Source organism: Vibrio nigripulchritudo ATCC 27043, from assembly GCF_000222685.1.
Taxonomy (GTDB): domain Bacteria; phylum Pseudomonadota; class Gammaproteobacteria; order Enterobacterales; family Vibrionaceae; genus Vibrio; species Vibrio nigripulchritudo.
This window is the reverse complement of record NZ_AFWJ01000002.1, coordinates 1-21,938: the sequence shown is the minus strand read 5'-3', so window position 1 is coordinate 21,938 and position 21,938 is coordinate 1. Positions and strand designations below refer to the sequence as shown.

General features: G+C 45.2%; 20 protein-coding genes. 8 read left to right on the top strand and 12 right to left on the bottom strand.

All coding sequences use genetic code 11. From position 1 onward, the window contains the following. Positions 1–2 precede the first annotated feature (2 nt). The 8 genes from RH89_RS01035 to RH89_RS01000 all read right to left on the bottom strand — a co-directional run bounded on the left by RH89_RS01035 (position 3) and on the right by RH89_RS01000 (position 7,542). Positions 3–1,223: an ABC transporter permease gene (locus tag RH89_RS01035; RefSeq protein ID WP_004398015.1), complete on the bottom strand. Its 1,221-nt coding sequence runs from the start codon at positions 1,221–1,223 to the stop codon at positions 3–5. Continuing rightward, positions 1,220–2,482, bottom strand: coding sequence for a TolC family protein (locus RH89_RS01030; RefSeq protein ID WP_004398014.1), 1,263 nt, complete (start codon positions 2,480–2,482; stop codon positions 1,220–1,222). Before RH89_RS01030 ends, RH89_RS01035 begins: the two co-directional genes overlap by 4 nt. Further along, on the bottom strand, positions 2,472–3,602 hold the full coding sequence (locus tag RH89_RS01025) for an efflux RND transporter periplasmic adaptor subunit (RefSeq protein WP_004398012.1): 1,131 nt from the start codon (positions 3,600–3,602) through the stop codon (positions 2,472–2,474). Before RH89_RS01025 ends, RH89_RS01030 begins: the two co-directional genes overlap by 11 nt. 452 nt (positions 3,603–4,054) lie before the next feature. Beyond that, complete coding sequence (locus tag RH89_RS01020; protein WP_004398010.1) at positions 4,055–4,402, bottom strand: hypothetical protein; 348 nt, start codon at positions 4,400–4,402, stop codon at positions 4,055–4,057. 391 nt (positions 4,403–4,793) lie between these two features. Continuing rightward, entirely contained in the window at positions 4,794–5,486 is a 693-nt protein-coding gene (locus tag RH89_RS01015; RefSeq protein WP_004398009.1) for a penicillin-insensitive murein endopeptidase, read from the bottom strand. 144 nt (positions 5,487–5,630) lie between these two features. Then, positions 5,631–5,909 carry a TfoX/Sxy family DNA transformation protein gene (locus RH89_RS01010; protein WP_004397998.1) on the bottom strand — a complete coding sequence of 93 codons (279 nt, stop codon included), beginning with the start codon at positions 5,907–5,909 and terminating at the stop codon, positions 5,631–5,633. Between the two features lie 14 nt (positions 5,910–5,923). Continuing rightward, positions 5,924–6,490 (bottom strand): hypothetical protein, encoded by a 567-nt coding sequence (locus tag RH89_RS30285; RefSeq protein WP_004397996.1) that lies wholly within the window; start codon positions 6,488–6,490, stop codon positions 5,924–5,926. 143 nt (positions 6,491–6,633) lie between these two features. Continuing rightward, positions 6,634–7,542 (bottom strand): LysR family transcriptional regulator, encoded by a 909-nt coding sequence (locus tag RH89_RS01000; RefSeq protein ID WP_004397995.1) that lies wholly within the window; start codon positions 7,540–7,542, stop codon positions 6,634–6,636. An 87-nt stretch (positions 7,543–7,629) separates the two neighbouring features. Here RH89_RS01000 and RH89_RS00995 point away from each other — a divergent pair, with 87 nt between their 5' ends. Together RH89_RS00995 and RH89_RS00990 are read left to right on the top strand one after the other, a co-directional pair. Beyond that, a complete protein-coding gene (locus RH89_RS00995) occupies positions 7,630–8,709 on the top strand; it encodes an ester cyclase (protein WP_050811491.1) in 1,080 nt (359 codons plus the stop codon). A gap of 180 nt (positions 8,710–8,889) precedes the next feature. Continuing rightward, on the top strand, positions 8,890–9,273 hold the full coding sequence (locus tag RH89_RS00990; RefSeq protein WP_004397992.1) for a hypothetical protein: 384 nt from the start codon (positions 8,890–8,892) through the stop codon (positions 9,271–9,273). A gap of 93 nt (positions 9,274–9,366) precedes the next feature. Here RH89_RS00990 and RH89_RS28550 read toward each other — a convergent pair whose 3' ends face one another. Both RH89_RS28550 and RH89_RS00980 read right to left on the bottom strand, forming a co-directional pair. Next, the gene (locus tag RH89_RS28550; RefSeq protein ID WP_004397990.1) at positions 9,367–10,560 is read right to left on the bottom strand and encodes a M12 family metallopeptidase; all 1,194 of its coding nucleotides are present in this window, start codon (positions 10,558–10,560) and stop codon (positions 9,367–9,369) included. 966 nt (positions 10,561–11,526) lie between these two features. After that, positions 11,527–12,069: an outer membrane beta-barrel protein gene (locus RH89_RS00980; RefSeq protein ID WP_004397986.1), complete on the bottom strand. Its 543-nt coding sequence runs from the start codon at positions 12,067–12,069 to the stop codon at positions 11,527–11,529. 351 nt (positions 12,070–12,420) lie between these two features. Here RH89_RS00980 and xdhA point away from each other — a divergent pair, with 351 nt between their 5' ends. From xdhA to RH89_RS00955, 5 genes are read left to right on the top strand one after another with little or no spacing between them, the layout of a single operon-like run. Continuing rightward, complete coding sequence (gene xdhA, locus RH89_RS00975) at positions 12,421–13,869, top strand: xanthine dehydrogenase small subunit (protein WP_004397984.1); 1,449 nt, start codon at positions 12,421–12,423, stop codon at positions 13,867–13,869. After that, entirely contained in the window at positions 13,862–16,261 is a 2,400-nt protein-coding gene (gene xdhB, locus RH89_RS00970; RefSeq protein WP_004397982.1) for a xanthine dehydrogenase molybdopterin binding subunit, read from the top strand. The genes xdhA and xdhB overlap by 8 nt, the downstream gene beginning before the upstream one ends. A 21-nt stretch (positions 16,262–16,282) precedes the next feature. Further along, positions 16,283–17,128, top strand: a complete 846-nt coding sequence (gene xdhC / locus RH89_RS00965; RefSeq protein WP_004397980.1) for a xanthine dehydrogenase accessory protein XdhC — start codon at positions 16,283–16,285, stop codon at positions 17,126–17,128. Between the two features lie 28 nt (positions 17,129–17,156). Beyond that, the gene (guaD, locus tag RH89_RS00960; RefSeq protein WP_004397979.1) at positions 17,157–18,464 is read left to right on the top strand and encodes a guanine deaminase; all 1,308 of its coding nucleotides are present in this window, start codon (positions 17,157–17,159) and stop codon (positions 18,462–18,464) included. A gap of 13 nt (positions 18,465–18,477) precedes the next feature. After that, positions 18,478–18,972, top strand: a complete 495-nt coding sequence (locus RH89_RS00955) for a GNAT family N-acetyltransferase (protein ID WP_038144558.1) — start codon at positions 18,478–18,480, stop codon at positions 18,970–18,972. A gap of 24 nt (positions 18,973–18,996) precedes the next feature. Here the strand turns inward: RH89_RS00955 and RH89_RS00950 are convergent, their stop codons facing one another. Beyond that, on the bottom strand, positions 18,997–19,536 hold the full coding sequence (locus RH89_RS00950; RefSeq protein WP_022561699.1) for a GNAT family N-acetyltransferase: 540 nt from the start codon (positions 19,534–19,536) through the stop codon (positions 18,997–18,999). A gap of 406 nt (positions 19,537–19,942) precedes the next feature. Further along, on the bottom strand, positions 19,943–20,557 hold the full coding sequence (locus RH89_RS00945) for a LysE family translocator (RefSeq protein WP_004397976.1): 615 nt from the start codon (positions 20,555–20,557) through the stop codon (positions 19,943–19,945). A gap of 411 nt (positions 20,558–20,968) precedes the next feature. Between RH89_RS00945 and RH89_RS00940 the strand changes: the two genes are divergently transcribed. Next, complete coding sequence (locus RH89_RS00940) at positions 20,969–21,898, top strand: hypothetical protein (protein WP_139063205.1); 930 nt, start codon at positions 20,969–20,971, stop codon at positions 21,896–21,898. Positions 21,899–21,938 lie beyond the last annotated feature (40 nt).

Sequence of the window (21,938 nt, the reverse complement as noted above, 5' to 3'; positions counted from 1 at the left end):
GTCTACCCCCTCGAACTCAGCGCAATAACAGGCGTCAGACTCGACGCTTTTCTTGCTGGGAAATACGCAGCCAGCAAAGCCATCCCTATAACCACGCCAGACGACAGCGCCACTGAGTCTGGTGTGATGACAGGAATGCCAATCCACTCAGGTAACAGGCTATGATTCACTTCTAATAAGTTGACTGCCCCAAACGAAAACAGCAGACCGACCAGCGCACCAGTGAGCACCAGTATCAGACCTTCAAACAGAAATTGGATCAGAATGGCGCTCTGAGTGGCTCCAATGGCTAATCGCACGCCAATTTCTCTGGTGCGCTCTGTCACGGATAAGAACATGATGTTGGCGACGCCCAATGCCCCGACAGCCAGAGTCATCGCACCACTGATGCCCAGAAAAGCCTGAATGGCGCGCAGAATGCCTTTGATTGTGGCAACGTTGTCGCTGTAATCCGGCATGTGAAGTGCGTCATGGTCCGACGGATCAAACTTCATGCTATGAGAGAAGAAATTCAGCAGTTGCTGACGAAGCTGACCTGCACTGATTTGGGGGATAGGCTTAACCAACACACGGCAGGGACTTCCGGACCAAATATCCAGATACGTTGAGCGCGGGATCATCACCATGCGTTGAGCACCAAAAGACTGGGTAGCGTCTTCGCGGCTTAAAATCCCCACAACTTTAAACGGAATGCCCGACACTTTGACAAATTCGCCCAGTCCAACACCGCCCATCATGGCAACGGTCTCTCCAATAATGGCGACCCGGCGGTGGTGCGCCTGATCCAAAGGAGAGAAATTACGAGAGCCCGGCTGAAGCTTCAGGTAGGACAAGGGAAAATAAGCCTCATCCACGCCAGCCAGCATGTGAGTTAGCTGGTGCCCCTGCATATTGGAGACGCTCGCTTCCCACTGGTCGTACACCACTGCCAACCGCTCCACATAAGCCGCTTTTGACAGTTGCTTAAGGGCGCTTTCCTGAAAGTGCATGTCGCGACCAGAAGGCAATCCATTCCACGACTTACTGGTTCTGCCGGGAAAAACAGTCTGAGTCTCATCCGCCAGCTGTGAAAACATCTGGCTTTGCTGTCGGTAAAACCCTTCCCCCAACGCAATCAGCACCACTACCGCGATAACGCCCCAGGCGATGGCAAGAATGGCTAACAGGCTTTTGATTTTGTGGGCGCTCAGAGTCTGCCAGGTCTGAGTCAACAACGCACTCATGATTCTAGCGCTTGAGAGATCAGGGTCATGGTACCGTCGTCCAGTTGCCCCGCAACGGCAAGCAGCTCGACCCTCTGTCGCCAGTACTCATACAGATTATTCTTTAACTGGTGTCTGGCAGTGTAAAGGTCGTTGTGCGCGTCAATAAGTTGTGACGCGTCAATCATTCCTGCGCTGTACAAGGTCTGCTGTGTTTTCAGCACCTTTTCACGGGAATCAATCAGCGCCTGAGTAGCCATTACCTGTTGCCAGTTAATATCGACCTGAGAATACGCGCGCTGCACCATTTTGCGAATGTTGATTTCCACCATTTGCATGGCTAACTGAGCTTCACGGATGTTGAGCGATGCGGTGTCCACTTTGTTCTGAATGGTGCCATTGAGATCAATCGGAATACTTAAGCTCAAACCAGCAGTGACGTCATTGTCGGATAAGTCTGTTCCGTGCTGATTGTAACCGAGGTTACCGGTCAGTTTGGGGTAGTAGCCACTTTTCGCCGTCTCTTTCTCAAACTCCCGTACCTGAATCGTCTGAGCCGCAACTAGCAGCTCCGGGCTGTTGTCTTTTGCAAGCTTGATCCAGTCAGACTCAGATTCCACCTGTTTTTTAGGCTCAGTCAACGGGTCATTCCGGATCTGGTCCACCGTGTCAACGTCGCGAAGTATCAGGGCATGCAGCTCCAGTTGTGCCTGAGCAAGCTTTGACTGACTATTCAGAATATGGCTCTGATCTGCCACTTCATTAGCCAGCATTTGCTCTACATCGATGGATTTGACTTTTCCGGCTTTGAATCGCTGCTCTGCAATGGTTCGCTGTTTACGTGTTTCCTGCCGTTTGTTTTCGGCGAGTTGCAAATCGCCCTGCGCACTGGCGACATCGAGATAAGCCAGAATCAGTTTTTTAGCGAGTTCATTTCGGGTTTTCGACAACTCAAGCTTCGAGACCACAACGCTTGCTTCAGCGCTGTCTAACTGGGTCCAAAGACTGCTGTCCCAGATAGTCCAGTCGAGCGTCGCGCCTAAGGAATTGCTGGTTGACCCGTTTTTACTCCAGTTCGCATTTGCCGACGCACTCAATGAAGGCAATCTTTCACTGCGGTTTAAGTCGAGGGCATTTTCCTGCTTTTCAATATTAAGAGCAGCTTGTTCAAGTTCAGGGTTGTTGGCTTTCGCCGCCTGCCAAGCTTCTCCAATCGAAAGGGCATGCGCCTGGCCAAATACCGCAATGCAGCTCAATAGCCACAGTTTTCTACTCACCATGCGGGGCTCCCATTATGCTTGCGTCGATGATCTCATCGGCTTCACTGACTCCGCTTAGCACTTCAACCACAATGCCATCGGACATACCCAGTTCCACAACCTGAGTTCGATACCCCAGCTCAGATGCATCCGCTATCAGCACATGAGGCGTCTCGCCTTCGAACTGCAATGCTCGCTCCGGTACCACCAGCACGTTCTCTGCTTTTTTTAGCGTGATTGTGGCTGTAGAAGAAAAGCCAGACCGAAGCTTTATGGTGTCGGGGATGGTCAGCTCACCGACTTCCACTTCAAACCCGTTATCAAAACCATTGGATTTACTTTCTGAGTGAGCATTCAGCTTCTCCGACTGTATTGCCACCTTTGAGAGCACCCCCTTAATGGCAGTATCTGGAAACGGAGCAACGGTCAGTGTGACAGGCATACCCGGAAGCAATATTGCGGCATCATGTTCGCTTACACTCCCTTTGAATACCATCTGCTGTAAGTCTGCAATGGACATCATCTCCGTTGCCGCCTGACTGGCTTCGGTAGAGATAATAGGCGCGCCCACTTCCACTTTTTTGTTCAGAACCGTGCCATCAATGGGTGAATAAATAATGGAGGTTAGTTGCGAACTGCCTACCGACGCTTCTCCGCTGCGGATCAATGCCAGATTCTGTCTGGCCTGAAGTACTTTCGCTTCGACGGACTTCAAATTCGATTTTGCGTTCACATATTCGTCGTAGTTTGAAGGGATCACCTTCTGCTCAACCAAACTCTTTAAGTTGGCGTGCTTTTGCCTGGCGGATTCCATTTCTGCTTCTGCCTGCATCAGCGTTGTTGAGGCATCGGTCAGTGCCTGAGGCGTCGGGTTAGGTCTGACTTTGAGCAGTGGTTGCCCCTCAGAGACCTTGTCTCCCACCTGAACATACAACTCCCCCACAATGCCGTTGATCTGAGACTTGATTGAGACAGAATGCGCGGGAACGATGCTCCCTACCGCCACGGCATTTTTCTCAATGGTCCCCGTTTCTACGGTGAGAATAGGCAGAGTTTGTGTATCTTGATTTGAATTTAGATAGGCGTGTGCCCCGTACCCTAAAAGGGCAATCACACTGATGGATACGATCCAATACTTCACTGTTTATGACTTCCGAAAATTAACAAATTAAGATGCTCATCCGACCTAAAATCGAATGATTAAGTTCCCAAACGAAAAATAAATCCTCAAGGAATGAGGAGATAGCGAATCATATGAATAAAAATCATAAAAATTCGATTTATAATTCAACATTTAATTATTACCCTTTGTTTTCTACAAAGGAGATTTCAATAAAATAGAGTTAAAAACCACCAATAAAGTGTTTTTAAAGACGAATCTCTTTAAATTTAAGGCTATGTTCTAAAATGCAAACTAAATAAATTCAACAATTTTAACTTGAGAAATTTAGACTTAAAAATCCGAAATCGACACTTAATTTATCTCAGTTAAAAAGTGTTATATTTGTATATATCTACACACTGTGAAAAATTCAATTGGGAGAGCATAGGTATGCCCCCCCCCTATTTTCTGGAATGAAATTTAAACAGTATCTACTTGTTAAGCTTCAATCCAATAATTTTAGGGTGTTGTCCCACGCAACCATCCACTAACACTGAAAGTGATTTTCCTGTGGACTGTGAGTCTAAAATCATTGCGAAAAGGCGCTCGACGGTGTGAGGTTGTGTTACTTCAAAGTTGGAGGAAAACAAGTACATGCTCTCTTTTGAAGACCATCGGCAGCGGTCAGGGTCGTGAAATTGTGCGTTTTCAACGTAAAATCCATGCTGGTCAGGTGCCCAAACAATATCTTTAACGGTTTGATCACCATTTGTCCACGACGCTGCATAACTGGATATCGAGAAAATAGAAAGAGTAAAAGCAACAACCGTTTTTAGCATAGTTAAAATTCCTGAGTTTAAAGATGAGAAAATCGTCTAATCCCGATACTGTTCCACTTTTGACAACTGCGGTTATTTTACGGGAATATTCATCATCTAAGACATAAAACACAAAAGACTCTGAATTTAAACATTACCTTTTGTCTTAAAAATAAGAACATGAACAAAGATCAAGTAATGTATAAGATCAGGTAATGGTAAAAATTATCAGATAATAATAAACACCAAATTTATTTGATATAAATATTAAAGAAGAAGATATAAAGCAAAAAACACAGATAGTGAAGTGTTTACAGTAATAAGTCACAAACCGTCACAAACGTTAATAGCACAACACCCCATTTAATTATCTTTGGCTATATCTTTGTACTAACCACAAGGGAACAGCACATTACTTTTTGCACGGGACAATAAAATCAACGTGATAGTGTTCATCGTGTCGAACCCAAGAACGTCTTTTAGAAAGCCGGATGTTGTCCTTAATGTAAGTGCCATAGGTGGTTTTGAACAACCCAGCTTGCAGTTTGGGATCGAAAATAACTCGCCATAGGTCATGCCCGCGTTTTTTCGATTCTTTATGGAGTTCAACCAAATGTGCCGCTAAAGCGGTGTAGTCGATTTCCAATCCGTCGTATCGACCTTTTTTGTCTAACTCAATGTCGTAACCTAGCTTATTAAAGGGGTGCGTCGGCAAGTGTACGGACTCCCCATCTTCGTTGATCATGGGTGTCATAAAGTCAACCGACAAGCCATTGCGGTGTGTTTTGTGTGGGCTGAATTTTCCACCTTCTTCAAAGCCTGTTTCAGCGTATTTGAATACCTTGTCTGGGTGCGATTGCTCCAGATTCTTGTAAGCAGAAAGATTAATGGCTTTCACTTCAGAATGTACGTAGGTTCGCCCTGCTACGCTTGCGGTATAACTGTAAGTTTCGAAGTTTTCTCCATAGAGTGGAAGTTTTACCCCTCCCTCTAAAGACCCATTTGAGGTGGTTCCAAAACAAACACTTTTTTGAGCACCGATTACGGGAAGAGAAAGAATCGAGAGAGATAAAAACAGTTTGGATAGTCCGGTCGATCGGCGCATTTGAATCCCTTTTTAAACCACTAAGGTATTGGACAATGCTATCTGTGGCTGGGTGTCAGGCTGAAGTGAAGTTTCAGTATACTTGCGGAATTTTCGATGCAGAGAGAAATAGCGCCACAAGTGGCGCTATTTTTAAGCATTTTTTTACTTTGGCGCGAGCCCCATCTCGTCTAAACGCATTAAGACTTCGGTTTTGCGCTGTTTAGCGACTTCTCGCCAGTCGATATTTTCCTTGGCTCCGATTATGGCGTAGATGGAATTCAGCCCCGTACCTTTAACTTTTGCTTTCAGCTTTGCATAAAGTTCATAAGAATCGGCGAGCATGAAATCATCAACGGAGTGGATACCTACCGTTGCCAGAATTTCCTCACTTTTAGGACCAAATCCTTTCAAATCCCTCAAACGCTTCTCGCCTTTACTCATACTCTATTTCCTAACTATTCCCAAACCAGAATTCCATCTTTCACGGCACAATTGGCAACCGCGTCCTGACTGTTTTCAATATACACTTGCTGCGATTCAGATACTTCGTAGGTGAGGTATTCTGAGCATTTTGCACTCTGCCCTGTTCCAATAACCACTTTGGTGCCTGCCTTTAACTCACACGTGACTAATTTGTCCAAAGGAGACCACTGGTAACAGATCTCATAGTCTTCTCGGTATTTGGCGACCTTTCCCGCAGGCAAGTCGTATGCCCACCACTGACCAAACTGGCTGTATGGGTTGGTACTATTCCAGGCGCGATACAAAGTCACCTGAGTTCCAGCTTTGCTTTGGTACACCTTACCCTGACACAGTTTCCCTTCTTCAGGGGCACCCAACGCGCTGCTTAGCAAGGCTTCATCTTCTACAACTTCGAAATATGGAGCGAGTCTTTCAGGTAAATCAACACTGCCGACACACTGAGAAGAATTCAGATCCGTTGTTGCTGTATCAGTTGACTGCGGTTGACTGGCACAGCCAGCAAGCATAAGGACAGAAAGTCCAAAAATAGCATTTTTCATTTTACATTCCTTCGTTATTTTAAGTCGGGCGTTTTCTTACCCCTGAATTTGACGCTTCAAGGCTGCCATAATATGCAATTACGGTCATTAGACCCACCTAACGAAGTTGAAGTGTAAAGAATGTATTTCGATTTGGTTTCTTCCTACTTTGCAGTACTAAAGGGCGATTGGATGGTTTCACGTACCCACTTATGACGTGCAGAATGGCTATTTTGCTGGTGCCACAGCTGTACAATCGAATACGGTGTCAGATCCACTGGTGCGGGGCAGTGTGCCAACCCTTTGAAAATGGAATCGGCAAGATTAGAAGGCATGGTGGTAATGATATCGGTACCACGAATCAAGCTCGCTAATACATTAAACGACCCAGTTTTTACGGCGATCTTTCTTTGCTTGCCTTTAGCGATGATTTGGCTGTCTGCCTCTGTTTTCTTGATGTCTCCTAATACGATGATCCCGTGTCGGGCTTGGCAGTATTCATCTAAAGACTGAGGAGCGCTTCGAAAATCGGGGTCGTAATACACCACATCGTGATCCGAGATTAAGCGTTTTTGACGAATGTCTGTGGCATCAATATCGATATCCGGGTTAATGGCGAGATCCGCGACACCTTCTCTTAACGCCGTTGGAATATCCAACCCTGAAATAGCGTGCACGATACGAATCGTCAACTCCGGCGCTTGCTTTTGAAAAATAGGGAATACCGGTTTGATAATGTGTTCAATTTCATAGTCATTCGCCATGATGGTGAACTCACCTTTGTCCATTGACGGATCGTAAGTCATGTCCATCGTCATGGCTTCAAGTTTGGCGAGCACAACCCGTGCATCAAGCGCGACTGTATCAGCCCTTTCTGTGGGAATAAGCCCTCTTCCACTTCTTACAAATAAGGGATCATCAAGGATTTTTCTGAGCCTTTCCAAAGCATGGCTGGCAGAAGATTGGTTGATGTTCAGATGCTGAGCAGCCCGCGATACTGACTGGAAGTCGTAGATGGCAAGAAACTGGGTCAGCAGTTTTCCATCTATCGCTAAGAAATCGGTTTTGTGCATATTACCTATTCATATGGTCATATTGTTTGGCATTCAGACACTCAATAGGATGAGTTTTCTCCCAAGATGATAATAAGGAACAGAAAAATGTCTAAGAAACTCATACTATCAAGCCTAATTATGGCAGCGCTGTCTGGTACTGCCATTGCTCAACAGGGCGAAAGAATTTACTTCCCCGGCGAACAACGCGTCGCGTCGTATTCTCAACAGTCTCAAGCGCATCAGCCAATTCGCTTCCCTGGTCAGTCCTATCAGAATCGATATCGTTATTCTGCAGAAACAATGGCATCTATGTTTGCAGCGGAAGGCTTCTACCAGGAAACACTGATCGAGCACAAATACGATACTTATTACAACTACATCGACAGAGACGTTTACATTCAGCACTCTCCTGATTATCCAGATGGTGCAGAACCTCTTTTTAACGAGTTAACCGAATACCTTCAAGGTATTAGAGACACAACTGAAATCAAGGTTCTTAGAACAATAGCCGAGGACGATTACGTAGCGATTCATTCTTCATGGGCAACCACGGGTGAAAATGGCGAAGTGTCGACGGATGTGTACATCGACATTTGGCGAACTGAAAATGGCAAACTGGTCGAACACTGGGATCACTATCAAACCATGAGCCCGAACCTGGACTTTACCGGTCCTGAAGTAAATATGGACTCTAATCAAAACAGAGAGCACAACCGCAAACGTGCGTTGTACTTTGTGAATACATACAATAACTTAGAAGATAGCGTTAAATTGGAATACCTGCTGGCAGACAATTTCATAGCCTACACAGCCGACGCACAAGTCAGTAAATTTGATCACATAAATAGCCTGGAAGAATCGGCTCGACAGAATAAGCGTTTCGTTCGAACTCCGGCGAAAGCCATCGCTATGGGCGATATGGTCCTGGTCCATTCTAAACATCTCGAAGTGGGCTCAGACAATGAGTTTGGAACGGGTCACATCGATATCTTCCGCTTTAACAATTCAGGAAAAATCGTAGAGCAGTGGAATATTGCCCAGGACGTTAAGTCGTTCTACGAATTAGATGCTGCAGGTGAACTGGTGTTAGATGCGGATGGTAAACCTGTTGTCGCGCTTAATGCCTGGGGTCAGCCAAACCGCAGAAACAATAACGACATCTTTGCGTACCCTTACAAAGGTTAAGAACCACCATTCAATATCTACCCTGAGAGCAAGGACGCTCTCAACCTGCCACTCTGTATTTCACGCTCACTTTTGTACTTCACTGATACGAATTAGATAAATATTGAAATTATGCAGAAAGTTATGCAATCTTAACTTCTTTTACTTAGCCCAACCTTTGTTTTCGTTTAAGGAAAAACCATGAGTTCAAATACGATTCTCAGCCAGTCCCTAATTGTGAGCGGGCGTGATATCCCACTGAAAGAATTGTTGTTTGCTAAACGCGTGCTGAACAACTACATGCTGATTGCTTTGGACAACAGCCCGGCAGAGCTTCTGGCAGAAATGAAACACGCTGTGAATAGCGTCGATTACTTTAAAACTGACTCCGACCCATGTGAAGCGCGCAATGCAGTAAGTGCCATGTTTAAAGAGGTGGAAGCCGCAGAATCGTTTGAAGATTTTAAATCCTTCGCGGCGAAACCTTCTCAGGCGCTACATGAACTGATTGAAGATCGCGCTCAATTGATCAAACAAGAACGTGATTTGTTAAGAGAATCTGGCTACGACGTATCAAAAATTTAAATTACTCGCGGCTATAACAACAATAAAAAGCCAGCCTATTCAACAGGCTGGCTTTTGTTTGCATGAAGGAATGTTGTTTTGAACTAAGCGGAATTACTCAGCTTTGATGGTAACAGTGACACCAGAACTCGCACGGTAGCCATTTATACCAATATGCCACTTACCCGCGCCCGGGTTATCAATCACACAGCTCTCAGCATTACCATTGCGCCAAGGTCGGCAGTCATGCTGTGAAAGTGTAGGCTGAGAACCTTTTCGAACGTACAAATCTACGTCGCCAGAACCGCCCGATGTGGTGATCGTCAGCTTCTTATATCCACTACCGATCTCCTGAACGTGATGATGCCATGCCCCACGTTCTACTCCTACATTGGTAAGGGTTTCATTAATCGGCTCCGGACCACCTGGATTTGGTGGAGTGGTGCCACCACCACCATAAGTTTCCTGAAGTGCCGCAATATCATGCTCAGTCAAACGCTGGCGCTGACCTAGCTGATTGTTCGGCACAGAGGTATCTTTAGAAGTGATGGTCGGCTGACCGTTAATACTGAAAGATCGGTAAGAGTAATGCATGATGGAGCGAACATCGTAAGGACCGATAGACGTCGTCACCGCTCCTTTCTTGCGGAAGTTGTGCTCTTTGCCCTGTTCAATATTGTTCCAGTGGATGTTTACGTACTGGTCACGGTCTGCACGGGACTGTTCATGCCAGAAACCTAACGCATGCAGGAATTCGTGAGCCACGATACCCGGCGTACCACAACCCTGACCAATTGACAGGTTTTGCGCTCGACCAGTGTAACCCACCGACGAATAACAGCCTCGATCCCGAATGATGCGTACGTAACCAGTCTGATTGCTTCTTTCAACAAAGCGGACGTTCGATACGTTCTCTATCCAGCGCATCCCCTCTTTAATTGAGGCGACATCGTGAGCAGGGATGTTGCTTGCAATTGTGTATGGAACAACGCCATTTGGCCACTTAGCGTGACCACTCCACGACGCATACCCCGTCACTTCACCTTCGTTAGCAAAGCGCATCGGTTGAACACCCAAGTTCTGAACATCTTTGGCATTACCCAGCACAATATCGCCCTGGAAAACCGCCGCTTCACCGCCTTCTAGTGATTTTACATCGTAAGACACAACATCATTCGTCCCAATAATATGGGTTTGCTGTGTATCCAGGATCGGCACAGTTGCATTTACATCTGATTCACTGGCACCAACAGCGATTATTGGAGTCAAGGTTAATACAGATACGGGTATAACTACATTTAGTTTCATTATTATCTCCATATATTTTTTGAACCCACTTCACAGCATTTAGGCTTATAGAAATAAGCCTATAATTAAGTTTTAAGTACGGTAAAAACTTAGAGAAGATATATTTCTCTAAGTTATATAAGTTTTAAAACCCAACACACTATCTATCAAATTAAAATGAAGTGGTGTCAATATTATTAATAGAGACATTGAGAATTTCAATTAACGAAATGAGGATATATTTAATTTTACTTTCTTACTTACTCATCATTGACTAGAAGTCACAGAGATAAAATCGCTTTGAATGACAAATCTTAATATTGAGCAATGATTATTTAATGACATAACCAAACACTGAGATAACATAGAAATTAATATCTATATTTTACAGCAAGTTAAAACCAATCATTAGAAGAACGAATTTTAAAAAATGACAAATCCATAACAACAGACAGGGTGAAATAGTTTATTTAAATAAAAACTAAAGATATGTTATATCATAACAGAAATAACAAGCAGGACAAACTTACATTGTGAATAAAATATTAACTTTGGTATTAGGGTTTCATTTAATCCATGTAAGCCCGACTATTTTACCCTCGTTAATAACTAAAAATTAAGTTTAATCACGAACAATGCAATTATAAATGCGATTAAGAACATCCACCTTACTTTATTACTCTCGATAACGGTGTAATAGTTCGGGTTAAAAAGAGGCTTTTTATTACTGTCAGATTTCATGGTCTTCTCCTAAAAAATACGGCAGACCCTAACACAGAAACAGACACCTCTACTGTAAGCATCAGTAAGCCACACGCTTACATGATTACTCAAGTTTTCAAGATATAACCCAGGAGATCTCTCAACAGCGAGTTTAACTGGCTTTCATACTGTGTTACCGATTGCTTGATTTGGAATCACTAGATACTCAAATCGGCGTACTGTCTGAAAGCCAGTTCTCTATTCTTTCGTCGAGAGGGGCTGATTTTAAAACCGGAAGTTAAGCCCGGCTAAGATGGTGTCTGCGTAATAGCTGTTCTCAAACATAAAGCGACGATAGTCCAAGCTGAGGCTAAAAGTATCCAGCATGATGAGCTCTGCTCCACCTCCAAAATATGGATTTACTCCTTTGTGGTGTTCAACCGTTTCTGCTCCACCAGACTTAGGCTTAAGTGTGCGTTGCAGATCGGAATGGCTGACACCGCCCATCGCATAAAAATTGAAAAAGCCCACCGGAGCAATGTTAGCCTTCAAACCAGCAAAGGTCGCATCATACTCAAACGTTTCTGTGTTGTCGGCAAGTGCACCGGTCACAATGGCGTTGGTCACTCCCGAGGCGGTTGCATAACCAATTTCAGCAGAAAAATTGGGATGAAATTGATAGGCATATTCGAATTGGGCTGCAACCCCAACATCGCCTGAGTCATCATTATTAATGGCTGCTCCACCAAGTTTGATGCCCAAATGGTGGTTAGCTGCAAGGGTGGAAGTAGATAAAAGTGTGGCAAGCAAGAAAGTGATGTTTTTCATATCTATTAATCCTAGATAGGCGAACCGTAACCGTCTGAAACTAGGGATATTCAATCAACTAATGTCAAGACGCATAATCTAGCCGGTGAAACTTGCTTATCATCTGTTTTTGGTAAGAGCCATGAAATCAGGATTACACCAACACGAAAACGCTCTAATACAGTGGACGATATTCAACCAGCTATTCTTTAACGGCAATCACTCAGTAATATTTATAGTTATTTATACCCAAGTGACCCACTTATCCAATCTTTAAGACGAACTCTTCATTTGTTAACAAAATGTTGACCTTTTGGTCAGATTATTCAAAACTTGACCAATGGGTCAGTTTTTTATCACGCAGGAGGACTCGTGATATCGTTTTTGTTAAACCAATCTGTACAACACATTGAAGATCTGTCTCCCAATACCACCGTTTTGCAATACCTGAGAACCCAGTTAAGGAAAACGGGAACAAAAGAAGGTTGTGGCTCTGGGGACTGCGGTGCGTGTACTGTGGTACTTGGGGAAGTCGTTGATGGGAGATTAGTTTATCAATCAGTGAACTCTTGTCTGACGTTTGTTTCATCACTTCATGGCAAACAGTTAATCACCGTAGAAGATCTTAAAGACCCCAGCGGCTGCCTTCATCCGGTTCAGCAAGCCATGGTGGAGTTCCACGGCTCACAATGCGGCTTTTGCACCCCCGGCTTCATTATGTCGATGTTTGCCTTACTGAAAAACAAATCAACAGTGACAAAACACGATGTCATGGAAGCGTTGTCGGGCAACCTTTGCCGCTGCACTGGTTACCGGCCGATTGTTGATGCGGCGCTTTCACTCAATAGCAATCAAAACCTGAGAGATCAGTTTTCTGCATTAGAAGAAAAAACCATTGCGCAGCTTAACCAGCTATCAGCTCAGAAAGGTGAGCTTACCTTTGGAAGTTTTCAATCTTATCTGCCTACTTCAAAGGATGAACTGGCGTCGCTACTTGTGGCTAATCCAGATGCCAGACTTGTCGCGGGCGGTACCGATCTCGCACTTGAAGTCACGCAATTTCACAAACCCATTCAAACACTCATCAACGTAGCTTCTGTTGCCAATATGAAAGAGTGCAAGCTTGTGGATGATAGCCTTGTGATTGGTGCGAATGTGACACTCAGCAACGCGTATCAAGCTCTTTCTCAACACTTCCCAGACTTTGGTGAACTGCTTCACCGCTTTGCTTCGCTTCAGATACGAAATCAGGGGACACTCGGTGGCAACATTGCGAACGCCTCCCCGATTGGCGATTCTCCTCCATTGCTGATCGCATTAGGTGCAAAAATCGCCCTAAGATGTGGCAATGAAACCCGAACTCTGCTTCTGGAAGACTACTTCATTCGGTACAAGGTCACGGCGCAAAAGCCCGGTGAATTTATTGAATCGATTCACATCCCTCTGCTGCAACCTGAACATACCTTTAAGGCTTATAAGCTTTCTAAACGACTGGATGACGACATTTCTGCCGTTTGTGGCGCGTTCAACCTGACGATTCAGAATGGAAAAGTGACCCGAGCGTGTATTGCTTTTGGCGGAATGGCGGAGATTCCTAAGCGTGCAAAGCACTGTGAAAACGCGTTGATTGGTCAGGACTGGAATGAAAATAGCATTCTTGATGCGATGAAGAAGCTCGTGGATGACTTCGAGCCTTTGAGCGATTTCCGTGCAACCAGAGAATATCGCGCCTTAGCAGCCGCGAACCTGCTGCGACGTTTTTATGTTGAGTCCACTCATCCACACAACCAAATCGAAACCAGGGTAACGTCTTATGTCTAGTGCGCCGAAATCAGCCATGAGCCACGAAGAGATGGTGGCTCTGTTCAAACAGGATCTAAAAACTGGCGTAGGTAAAAGTGTTAAACACGACAGCGCGTCAAAACAGGTTACTGGCGAAGCGATTTATATCGACGACAAGCTGGAATTCCCAAATCAGCTTCACGTGTACGCCCTGCTCAGCCCACATGCCCACGCAAACATTATGAGTATCGACCTTTCCCCCTGCTATGAATTCGAAGGTGTTGCGATTGCGATAAGCAGTGAAGACGTACCCGGTAATTTGGACATAGGTGCAATCTTCCCCGGGGATCCTCTGCTCGCAGATGGCAAAGTCGAATACGTCGGACAACCAGTTATTGCCGTTGCAGCGGAAAACATTGACGTCGCAAGGCAAGCAGCACAAGCTGCAGAGATAGAATATGAGGTGTTGCCGGCTGTACTAGATGTGGAAGAAGCACTCGAAAAACGCCTGTTTGTTACCGATACTCACCAACAGAAACGGGGGGACTCCAAAGCCGCCCTCGCCAATGCCAAACATGTATTAGAAGGCAGCTTACACGTTGGTGGGCAAGAGCACTTTTATCTTGAAACTCAAATCGCCACGGTCATGCCCACCGAAGATGATGGCATGATTGTCCACTCCTCCACCCAAAACCCAACCGAAATTCAAAAGCTCGTTGCCAGCGTACTTGGTGTACCTATGCATAAAGTCCTGATCGACGTACGAAGAATGGGAGGTGGTTTCGGCGGAAAAGAAACTCAGTCTTCCTATCAGGCTTGCATGGCGTCGGTTATCGCCAAGTTAACGGGTCGCCCGACCAAAATGCGAATGTCCAGATCCGACGACATGATGATGACGGGCAAACGCCACCCATTTTTTAACCGATACAAGGTTGGGTTTGATGACGCTGGGGTCATCGCAGGTATAGAGATAGATGTCGCAGGTAACTGCGGATATTCGCCGGATCTTTCCAGCTCTATTGTTGATCGGGCAATGTTTCATTCCGACAACGCTTATTACCTTGGGGATGCGACGGTGACCGGTTATCGCTGTAAAACCAATACGGCATCGAACACAGCATTTCGTGGGTTTGGTGGTCCTCAAGGCATGATGACCATTGAGCACATCATGGATGAGATAGCGAGCTATCTGAAAAAAGACGCGCTTGATGTGAGATGCGCAAACTACTACGGAAAAGACGAAAGAAATGTTACCCACTACTTTCAGACAGTGGAAGACAGCGACTTCATGCCTGAAATCACCGAGCAGTTGGTGGAAAGCTGTGAATACCATAAACGCCGGGAAGAAATCGACACCTTTAACCAGCAAAGCCCAATATTGAAAAAAGGGCTGGCCATTACCCCGGTGAAGTTTGGTATTTCGTTTACTGCTTCGTTCCTCAATCAGGCTGGCGCTCTGATTCACATTTATACCGATGGCAGTATCCACCTTAACCACGGCGGCACAGAGATGGGGCAAGGGCTGAATACTAAAGTGGCACAGATTGTTGCCGAAGAATTTCAGGTCGATATCAGCCGTATTCAAATCACTGCAACCAACACTGAAAAAGTGCCCAATACTTCTCCGACGGCAGCATCATCAGGGACGGACCTGAATGGTAAAGCGGCGCAGAATGCTGCCCGAAACATCAAAGTACGGCTAGTAAATTTTGCGGCGGAACACTTCAAAGTAGCGCCTGAAAAGGTGAAGTTTAAAAATGGTGTGATTCAGGCTGGCGAGAATCTCATTGAGTTCGATGAGTTCATCCAACTGGCATACTTCAACCAAATTTCTCTTTCCAGCACTGGATTTTATCGCACCCCCAAAATCTACTATGACCATGAGAAAGCTCAGGGCAGACCGTTTTACTACTTTGCTTACGGGGCATCCTGCTCGGAAGTGATCGTAGATACGCTTACGGGAGAGTACAAAATTCTGCGAGCGGATCTATTGCATGACGTAGGCGCATCTCTGAACCCAGCCATCGACATTGGTCAGGTTGAAGGCGCATTTGTTCAGGGTGCTGGGTGGCTTACCACCGAGGAACTAGTATGGAACGAACAAGGTAGGCTGACCACCAGTGGCCCTGCAAGCTACAAGATACCAGCGGTTGCCGATATGCCCATTGATTTCAGAACGCACCTACTGCAAAACCGACAAAACCCGGAAGACACGGTGTTTCACTCTAAAGCAGTGGGCGAGCCGCCATTTATGCTTGCCATGTCTGTCTGGAGCGCACTGAAAAATGCAATCAGTTCCGTTGCCGTGGGAGATGCCCGACCTCATTTGGATACGCCAGCTACGCCAGAACGTGTCTTGATGGCGATTGAAAAGGTACGAATGCCACAGCCAACACCAGAAACAAAACCTGAGACAGCATTAGAGAAATAATCGGATCCGCGAGGGAAAGTTATGTACAACGACAACTGGATTCAGGAACTGGCAAAACTTGAGAAAGCGAATCAAGCCTGCGTGATGGTTACGGTGCTTGATGAACGCGGATCAGTTCCCCGCGGAGTCGGCACCAAAATGCTGATAACTGAAGACAGGTTATTCGCTACGATCGGGGGCGGTCACCTTGAGCATCTTGCTACCCAAATGGCCAGGCAAATGCTCGAAGACAAAGCAACCGACGTCAACGTTGAAACGTTCAATCTTGGGGCGCGTTTGGGTCAATGCTGTGGTGGCATGGCAACGCTTTGCTTTGAACCCATCGGCACTCAAAAAAGGCACCTGTATCTTTTTGGTGCCGGGCACGTCGCCAAGGCACTCATTCACGTTGTCGCCACTCTGGATTTTGAGATCACATGGATTGATCAACGTGAACACGAGTTTCCTAGCGACACACCAGCCAATGTCGAGGTTCTGGTCAGTGACGACCCTGTTGGCGAAGTCAACTTTGCCCATGAAAACAGCTACTTTCTGGTGATGACTCACAACCACCAACTCGATTTTGACCTGACAAGAGCTATTCTTGATAGAGAGGACAGTTGCTACTTCGGGGTCATTGGTTCGGCAACCAAACGTAAGAAGTTCGACATGAGGCTGAAACAGCGAGGCTATAAGGACAGTCAGCTCGAAACAATGACCAGCCCCATTGGGCTCAGCGATGTTCCGGGAAAACTTCCTGCAGAGATTGCCGTATCGGTCGCTGGTGAACTGATTGCTCACTATCAGGCAGAAGAAGCCAGAATTCGCGGTAAGGCTCAACCTTCATCAAACAACTTGTCCCATAAAATACAACAAAAACAAGCCTAACGGACGTAAGGCAACAAAAGGAAGCAAAATGACAACAAAAACACACGCTTTTCGAAGCGCGGTGCTACACAGTGTGGCTGACCCACAGGAAGTAGGGTTAGAACACTCTTACCAATATTTTGAAGACGGTATCGTGGTTGTTGAGGACGGGTTAGTGACCCAGATTGGCGAAGCAGAACACCTGTTATCAACACTACCCGAAACCATAGAAGTTACTGAATTTGAGAACAAGCTCATCACATCAGGTTTTATCGATACGCACATCCATTATCCGCAAACTGGAATGATCGCGTCTTACGGCGAGCAATTACTTGACTGGCTCGAAAACTACACCTTTCCTGAGGAACTTCGATTTAAAGACCCTGAATACGCTCGACAGGTGGCAACCTTGTTTCTGGATGAACTGGCGAGTAACGGCACTACAACCGCGCTTGTGTTTGGCACTGTTCATAAAGCATCGGTAGATGTTTTTTTCGAAGAAGCCGAGAAACGGAATTTAAGAATGATAGCGGGCAAAGTGCTGATGGACAGAAATGCGCCAGAATCATTAACCGATACGCCTGAATCTGGCTACACCGATTCGAAAGCGCTAATAGAAAAATGGCATAAACGCTCTCGCTTGCATTACGCCGTCACACCAAGGTTTGCGCCTACCAGCACCAACGATCAACTGGCCACCGTAGGTAAGCTTTTAGAAGAATACCCAGACGTTTACATGCATACGCACCTTTCTGAAAACCAGAAAGAAATCGACTGGGTAATGGCGTTGTTCCCGGAACGCAAAAGCTATCTGGATGTATACGATCACTACGGTTTGCTGCATAAACGTTCTGTATTTGCGCATGGCATTCATCTGTCAGATTGTGAATGCCACCGTCTGGCAGAGACAGAATCAGCGATTGCATTCTGCCCGACCTCCAACCTTTTTCTAGGTTCCGGGCTGTTTAGGCTTAACAAAATGGAAGAATTTGGTATTCGGGTTGGCATGGGGACGGATGTAGGTGCAGGCACCAGCTTCTCCATTTTGCAAACCATGAGTGAAGCGTACAAAATCATGCAGCTACAACAGGAAAAGCTTCACCCATTAAAGTCCCTGTATTTAGCCACATTAGGCGGAGCAAAAGCTCTGCATCTGGATAACAAAATCGGAAACCTTGCCGTGGGTAAAGAGGCGGATTTTGTGGTGCTGGATCTTCATGCAACTCAACTAATGAAATTCCGAATGAACCAAGCCAAAACGCTGGAAGAGAAATTGTTCGTTTTGATGAGTCTTGGCGACGACAGGACAGTCTCTGAAACGTATATTATGGGAAATCGTACTTACCCCTCGGAGTAATACCGTGAAAAACATGCAGCTATTTCAGACAGATCGGCTTCAGATTAATAAAGTTGAACTTACGGATGCCAGTAAGCCCGACTTTCTACAGCAGATCCCTGGCATTCTTACTCCAGCAGTCACTCATGCCCTTCCTCCTCATTTTCAGGGAATTGAAAACTCAGAATCCGCAAAGAACTGGCTAACTAATGCACTCTCGGAAGGTCAGGTTCTTTCTGTGACGCCTACAGAAAGCAGTAAACTGATGGGCTTTGTATTTTTGTATCAGGAAGACAAAGAAAATCTGCATCTGGGATATTTGCTTGGAGAGTCTTTTCAGGGGAAAGGATTTGCGAAAGAAATGCTGAACGGACTGCTTCGGTGGTGTGCAGATTACACCGAAACAAAATCAATAGTAGGCGGAGTTGAAACGTCGAATGTTGCTTCAGCTTCGCTGCTGCTGAAACTCGGTTTCACCAAAACCTCTGACGGCAAGGGTGACACCGAGTTTTATCGATATGACTTTTGAACTTAAAAGTTAGGGTCTGTTGACCTAGACAAACGTTTCTGCTTTTCGCAGCAGAATAGAAGGCGATGTCCAGGTAAATACGGCTTCTTTAACTTTCGACCCACACGGTGCTTTCCAGTCACTCAGGTGAGACTGTGTGGCTCCCAATGCCAAGTAGAAATGTTTAGCCGCAACGTTCTGGTCAAGAACTTCCAAATAAACACCAGAATCTGGAAAGTACTTCTCTGCCCATTTGGCGGCTTCCAGCATCAGCTTAGTGCCTAAACCGTGCCCTTGATAAGCAGAATCGATGTGAAGGTTGTCTATGATGGTGCCATATTCAAAATTATGATTGCCATAAACACAGATGAAACCGCAAAGCTCACCTTCGTTTTCGAGAATAAGCACATTTTGATTAAATGAAGGGTTGGTCAGTCTGGTTTGCCAGACAACAATTCTGTCATCTTCTGCGTACTGATCGAGATAGGCGTCGGTTACCAATCCTCGGTAATTTTGCTGCCAGCTTTTCGCGTGAAGCTGGGCGATGCGTTCGTAATCCTGATACTCGGCTTGTCTTAGTTCCACTCTTCCCTCCTTGAGTGTAAATTCTTCCATTTTCGGGTGATTTCCATTTGGACTGACGCCCAATTCACCTCATCTTGTTGTTCAGTTTTACGGGCTTACTGCCCTTAACTGTTATAGTTTTAATACAGTAAAGCAAAACTAACCACATTTCTCACTATTTTTGAGCGATATGACTACAAAAATAGTAAGCAAAAATATATATATCCAGTCCATCATCCCAAATCATATATAAACCTATAGTCATATATATTCGATTTATACCCAAGTAACCCCAAAATGCTTGGCTCCGAGAGAATCAACTGGCGCTCAGACAAGACGCTGATTTAAAGATCTAGTGGTTCTAAATCAAGAATCGGTAACGCTTAAAAGATAAGACCTGACAGGGAAGGAAATTGTTGCGTGTGGGTCAAACGACCCACACAACACGCAGTGCAAGCGCGATAAGAATAACGCCTGAAATACGGTCAATCAGCAGGGCTCTCTGACGAATTTTGTCGATAACCAAGGGCATGGAAAGCAACAACGTAATCAGCGTATACCACACACCATCGACAATAAGAGGCGTCGCGACAATCACAAACTGATTAAAGAGATCGTTACCCAATGCCACAAACTGGCTGAATAACGCAATGAAGAACAGAGCTATTTTGGGGCTAAGAATGGAAATCAGAAAACCCTCTCGGGCTGAAGCAAGAATTGATACCTTTTCTCCCGCTTCCAGGCGCGCAGCGACACCACCTTTGGATCTTAGTGCATTGAACCCTAAGTAAGCCAAGTATGCGGCACCAGCATAACTAATGGTTTTAAATAAGATCGGTGACTGCTGCAATACCACGGCTAAACCAACAATGGTAATTAGTGCATAAATACCAATGCCAATCGCATGCGCCCACGCCGCTGCTAACCCATTCACTCGCCCACCAGCCAGAGTATGCTTAGAAACCATCACTAAGCTTGGACCCGGAGACATTGCTCCAAGTAAACAAATGGCAAACAAAGATAGCCAAACGCTGAACGTCATCGGTACTTCCTTTTCTTTCTAACCGCAAGAGCCCGACACTTTCTCATTTAGCACCACCCACATGCAAGTTTTCTTAGCATCCAAAATGGCTGGACCGTCAACTTATTGAGAAAAATAAAAATTAACATAGAATTTACATTCATATAGTTTATTGGATGCATATCACAATTTTATATAACGCAGCTTTTATACTATTCAATCGGTTTAATTGGGTATAAACGCAAGGAGGCGTGAATGATCAACAAAATCGGTTTTTTTATTTTCCTCAGTACGTTCATTTTAACGGGTTGTATGTCATCTAATGTGAAATGGCATCAAGGAAATTTACCCAATAAAAAGGAAGATTGGGTTAGGTTTAAAACCAACTATTTTTTCAGGGTCATCAATACTTGTGAGCCACCGAAGCCTAAAATGCTTTCGAATAAGGACGGGCTAAACAGTAACCAATACATGCTTAGTGATACCTTGTACCGCTTTACTCTGACCGGTAAAGCAAGTGCATGGAGCAATGTGAAGTTTGAAGCGGGTACATTACTCGCAAGTCAAATCGACCCTTTTTCCAGTACCGTCACCTTCAACAAAAACACAAACAAATTCGACTTAGTATCCTCAGGCAATAAAGCGAGTATCAGCACTTCATCGGAACAACAATCCAAGTTATCCGACATTACGCTCGCGATTGAAAAAATTGAAGAAAAGTTAGCAGCCGAAGAAAAAAAAGCCGAAAAAGACAGAGACATCGAGCTAATCACCAGTTATCGAAACCAGAGAAATCAGCTTGAGAGCGCCAAAGAAGAAATATTCAAGTTTCTTTACGGTCATACCAAAGTGATCCCCCCTATTTCTTTATCTAAAGCTGATATTAAAAACATCAAAGAGAAAACCTCAGCCCAGCAAGATAACTTACTACCAAAATCCGGGGTAATTTCCGCAAACTCCGTATTTGCAGAATTTATCACCGAGAAAACAAAGCAACAACATGCCAAAGAGGTTGCTCAAACTACATACTCAAGGAGCGATTGCCCGCCAGGATTCTCACGCAACCATGGTTTTCTGATTCTTGGTCCGGAGGGTTGGAAGCACTTCGATCCGGAAGAAAGGCTTTTGCTCGCAATGTACACCTCAGAGAAACCTTTGATATCGACAATGTCCGAACTGTCGCAAAAAATGACGCAAGCGCACAACCAGACACGCCTGGATGAGAAGCCGTATCAAGAGGAAATTCAACGCATACTCCGTTCTCAAATATCTTTCCTGAGAGCAGAGCAAGAATGGGAAACCAAGGTAGACGAATTAATTCAGTCACTTGAAGACCAACCGAAAGCTGGTGATGGAGAATAAAATGAATAAATTTTGCGTTCTCATTACTTTAATCCTCACT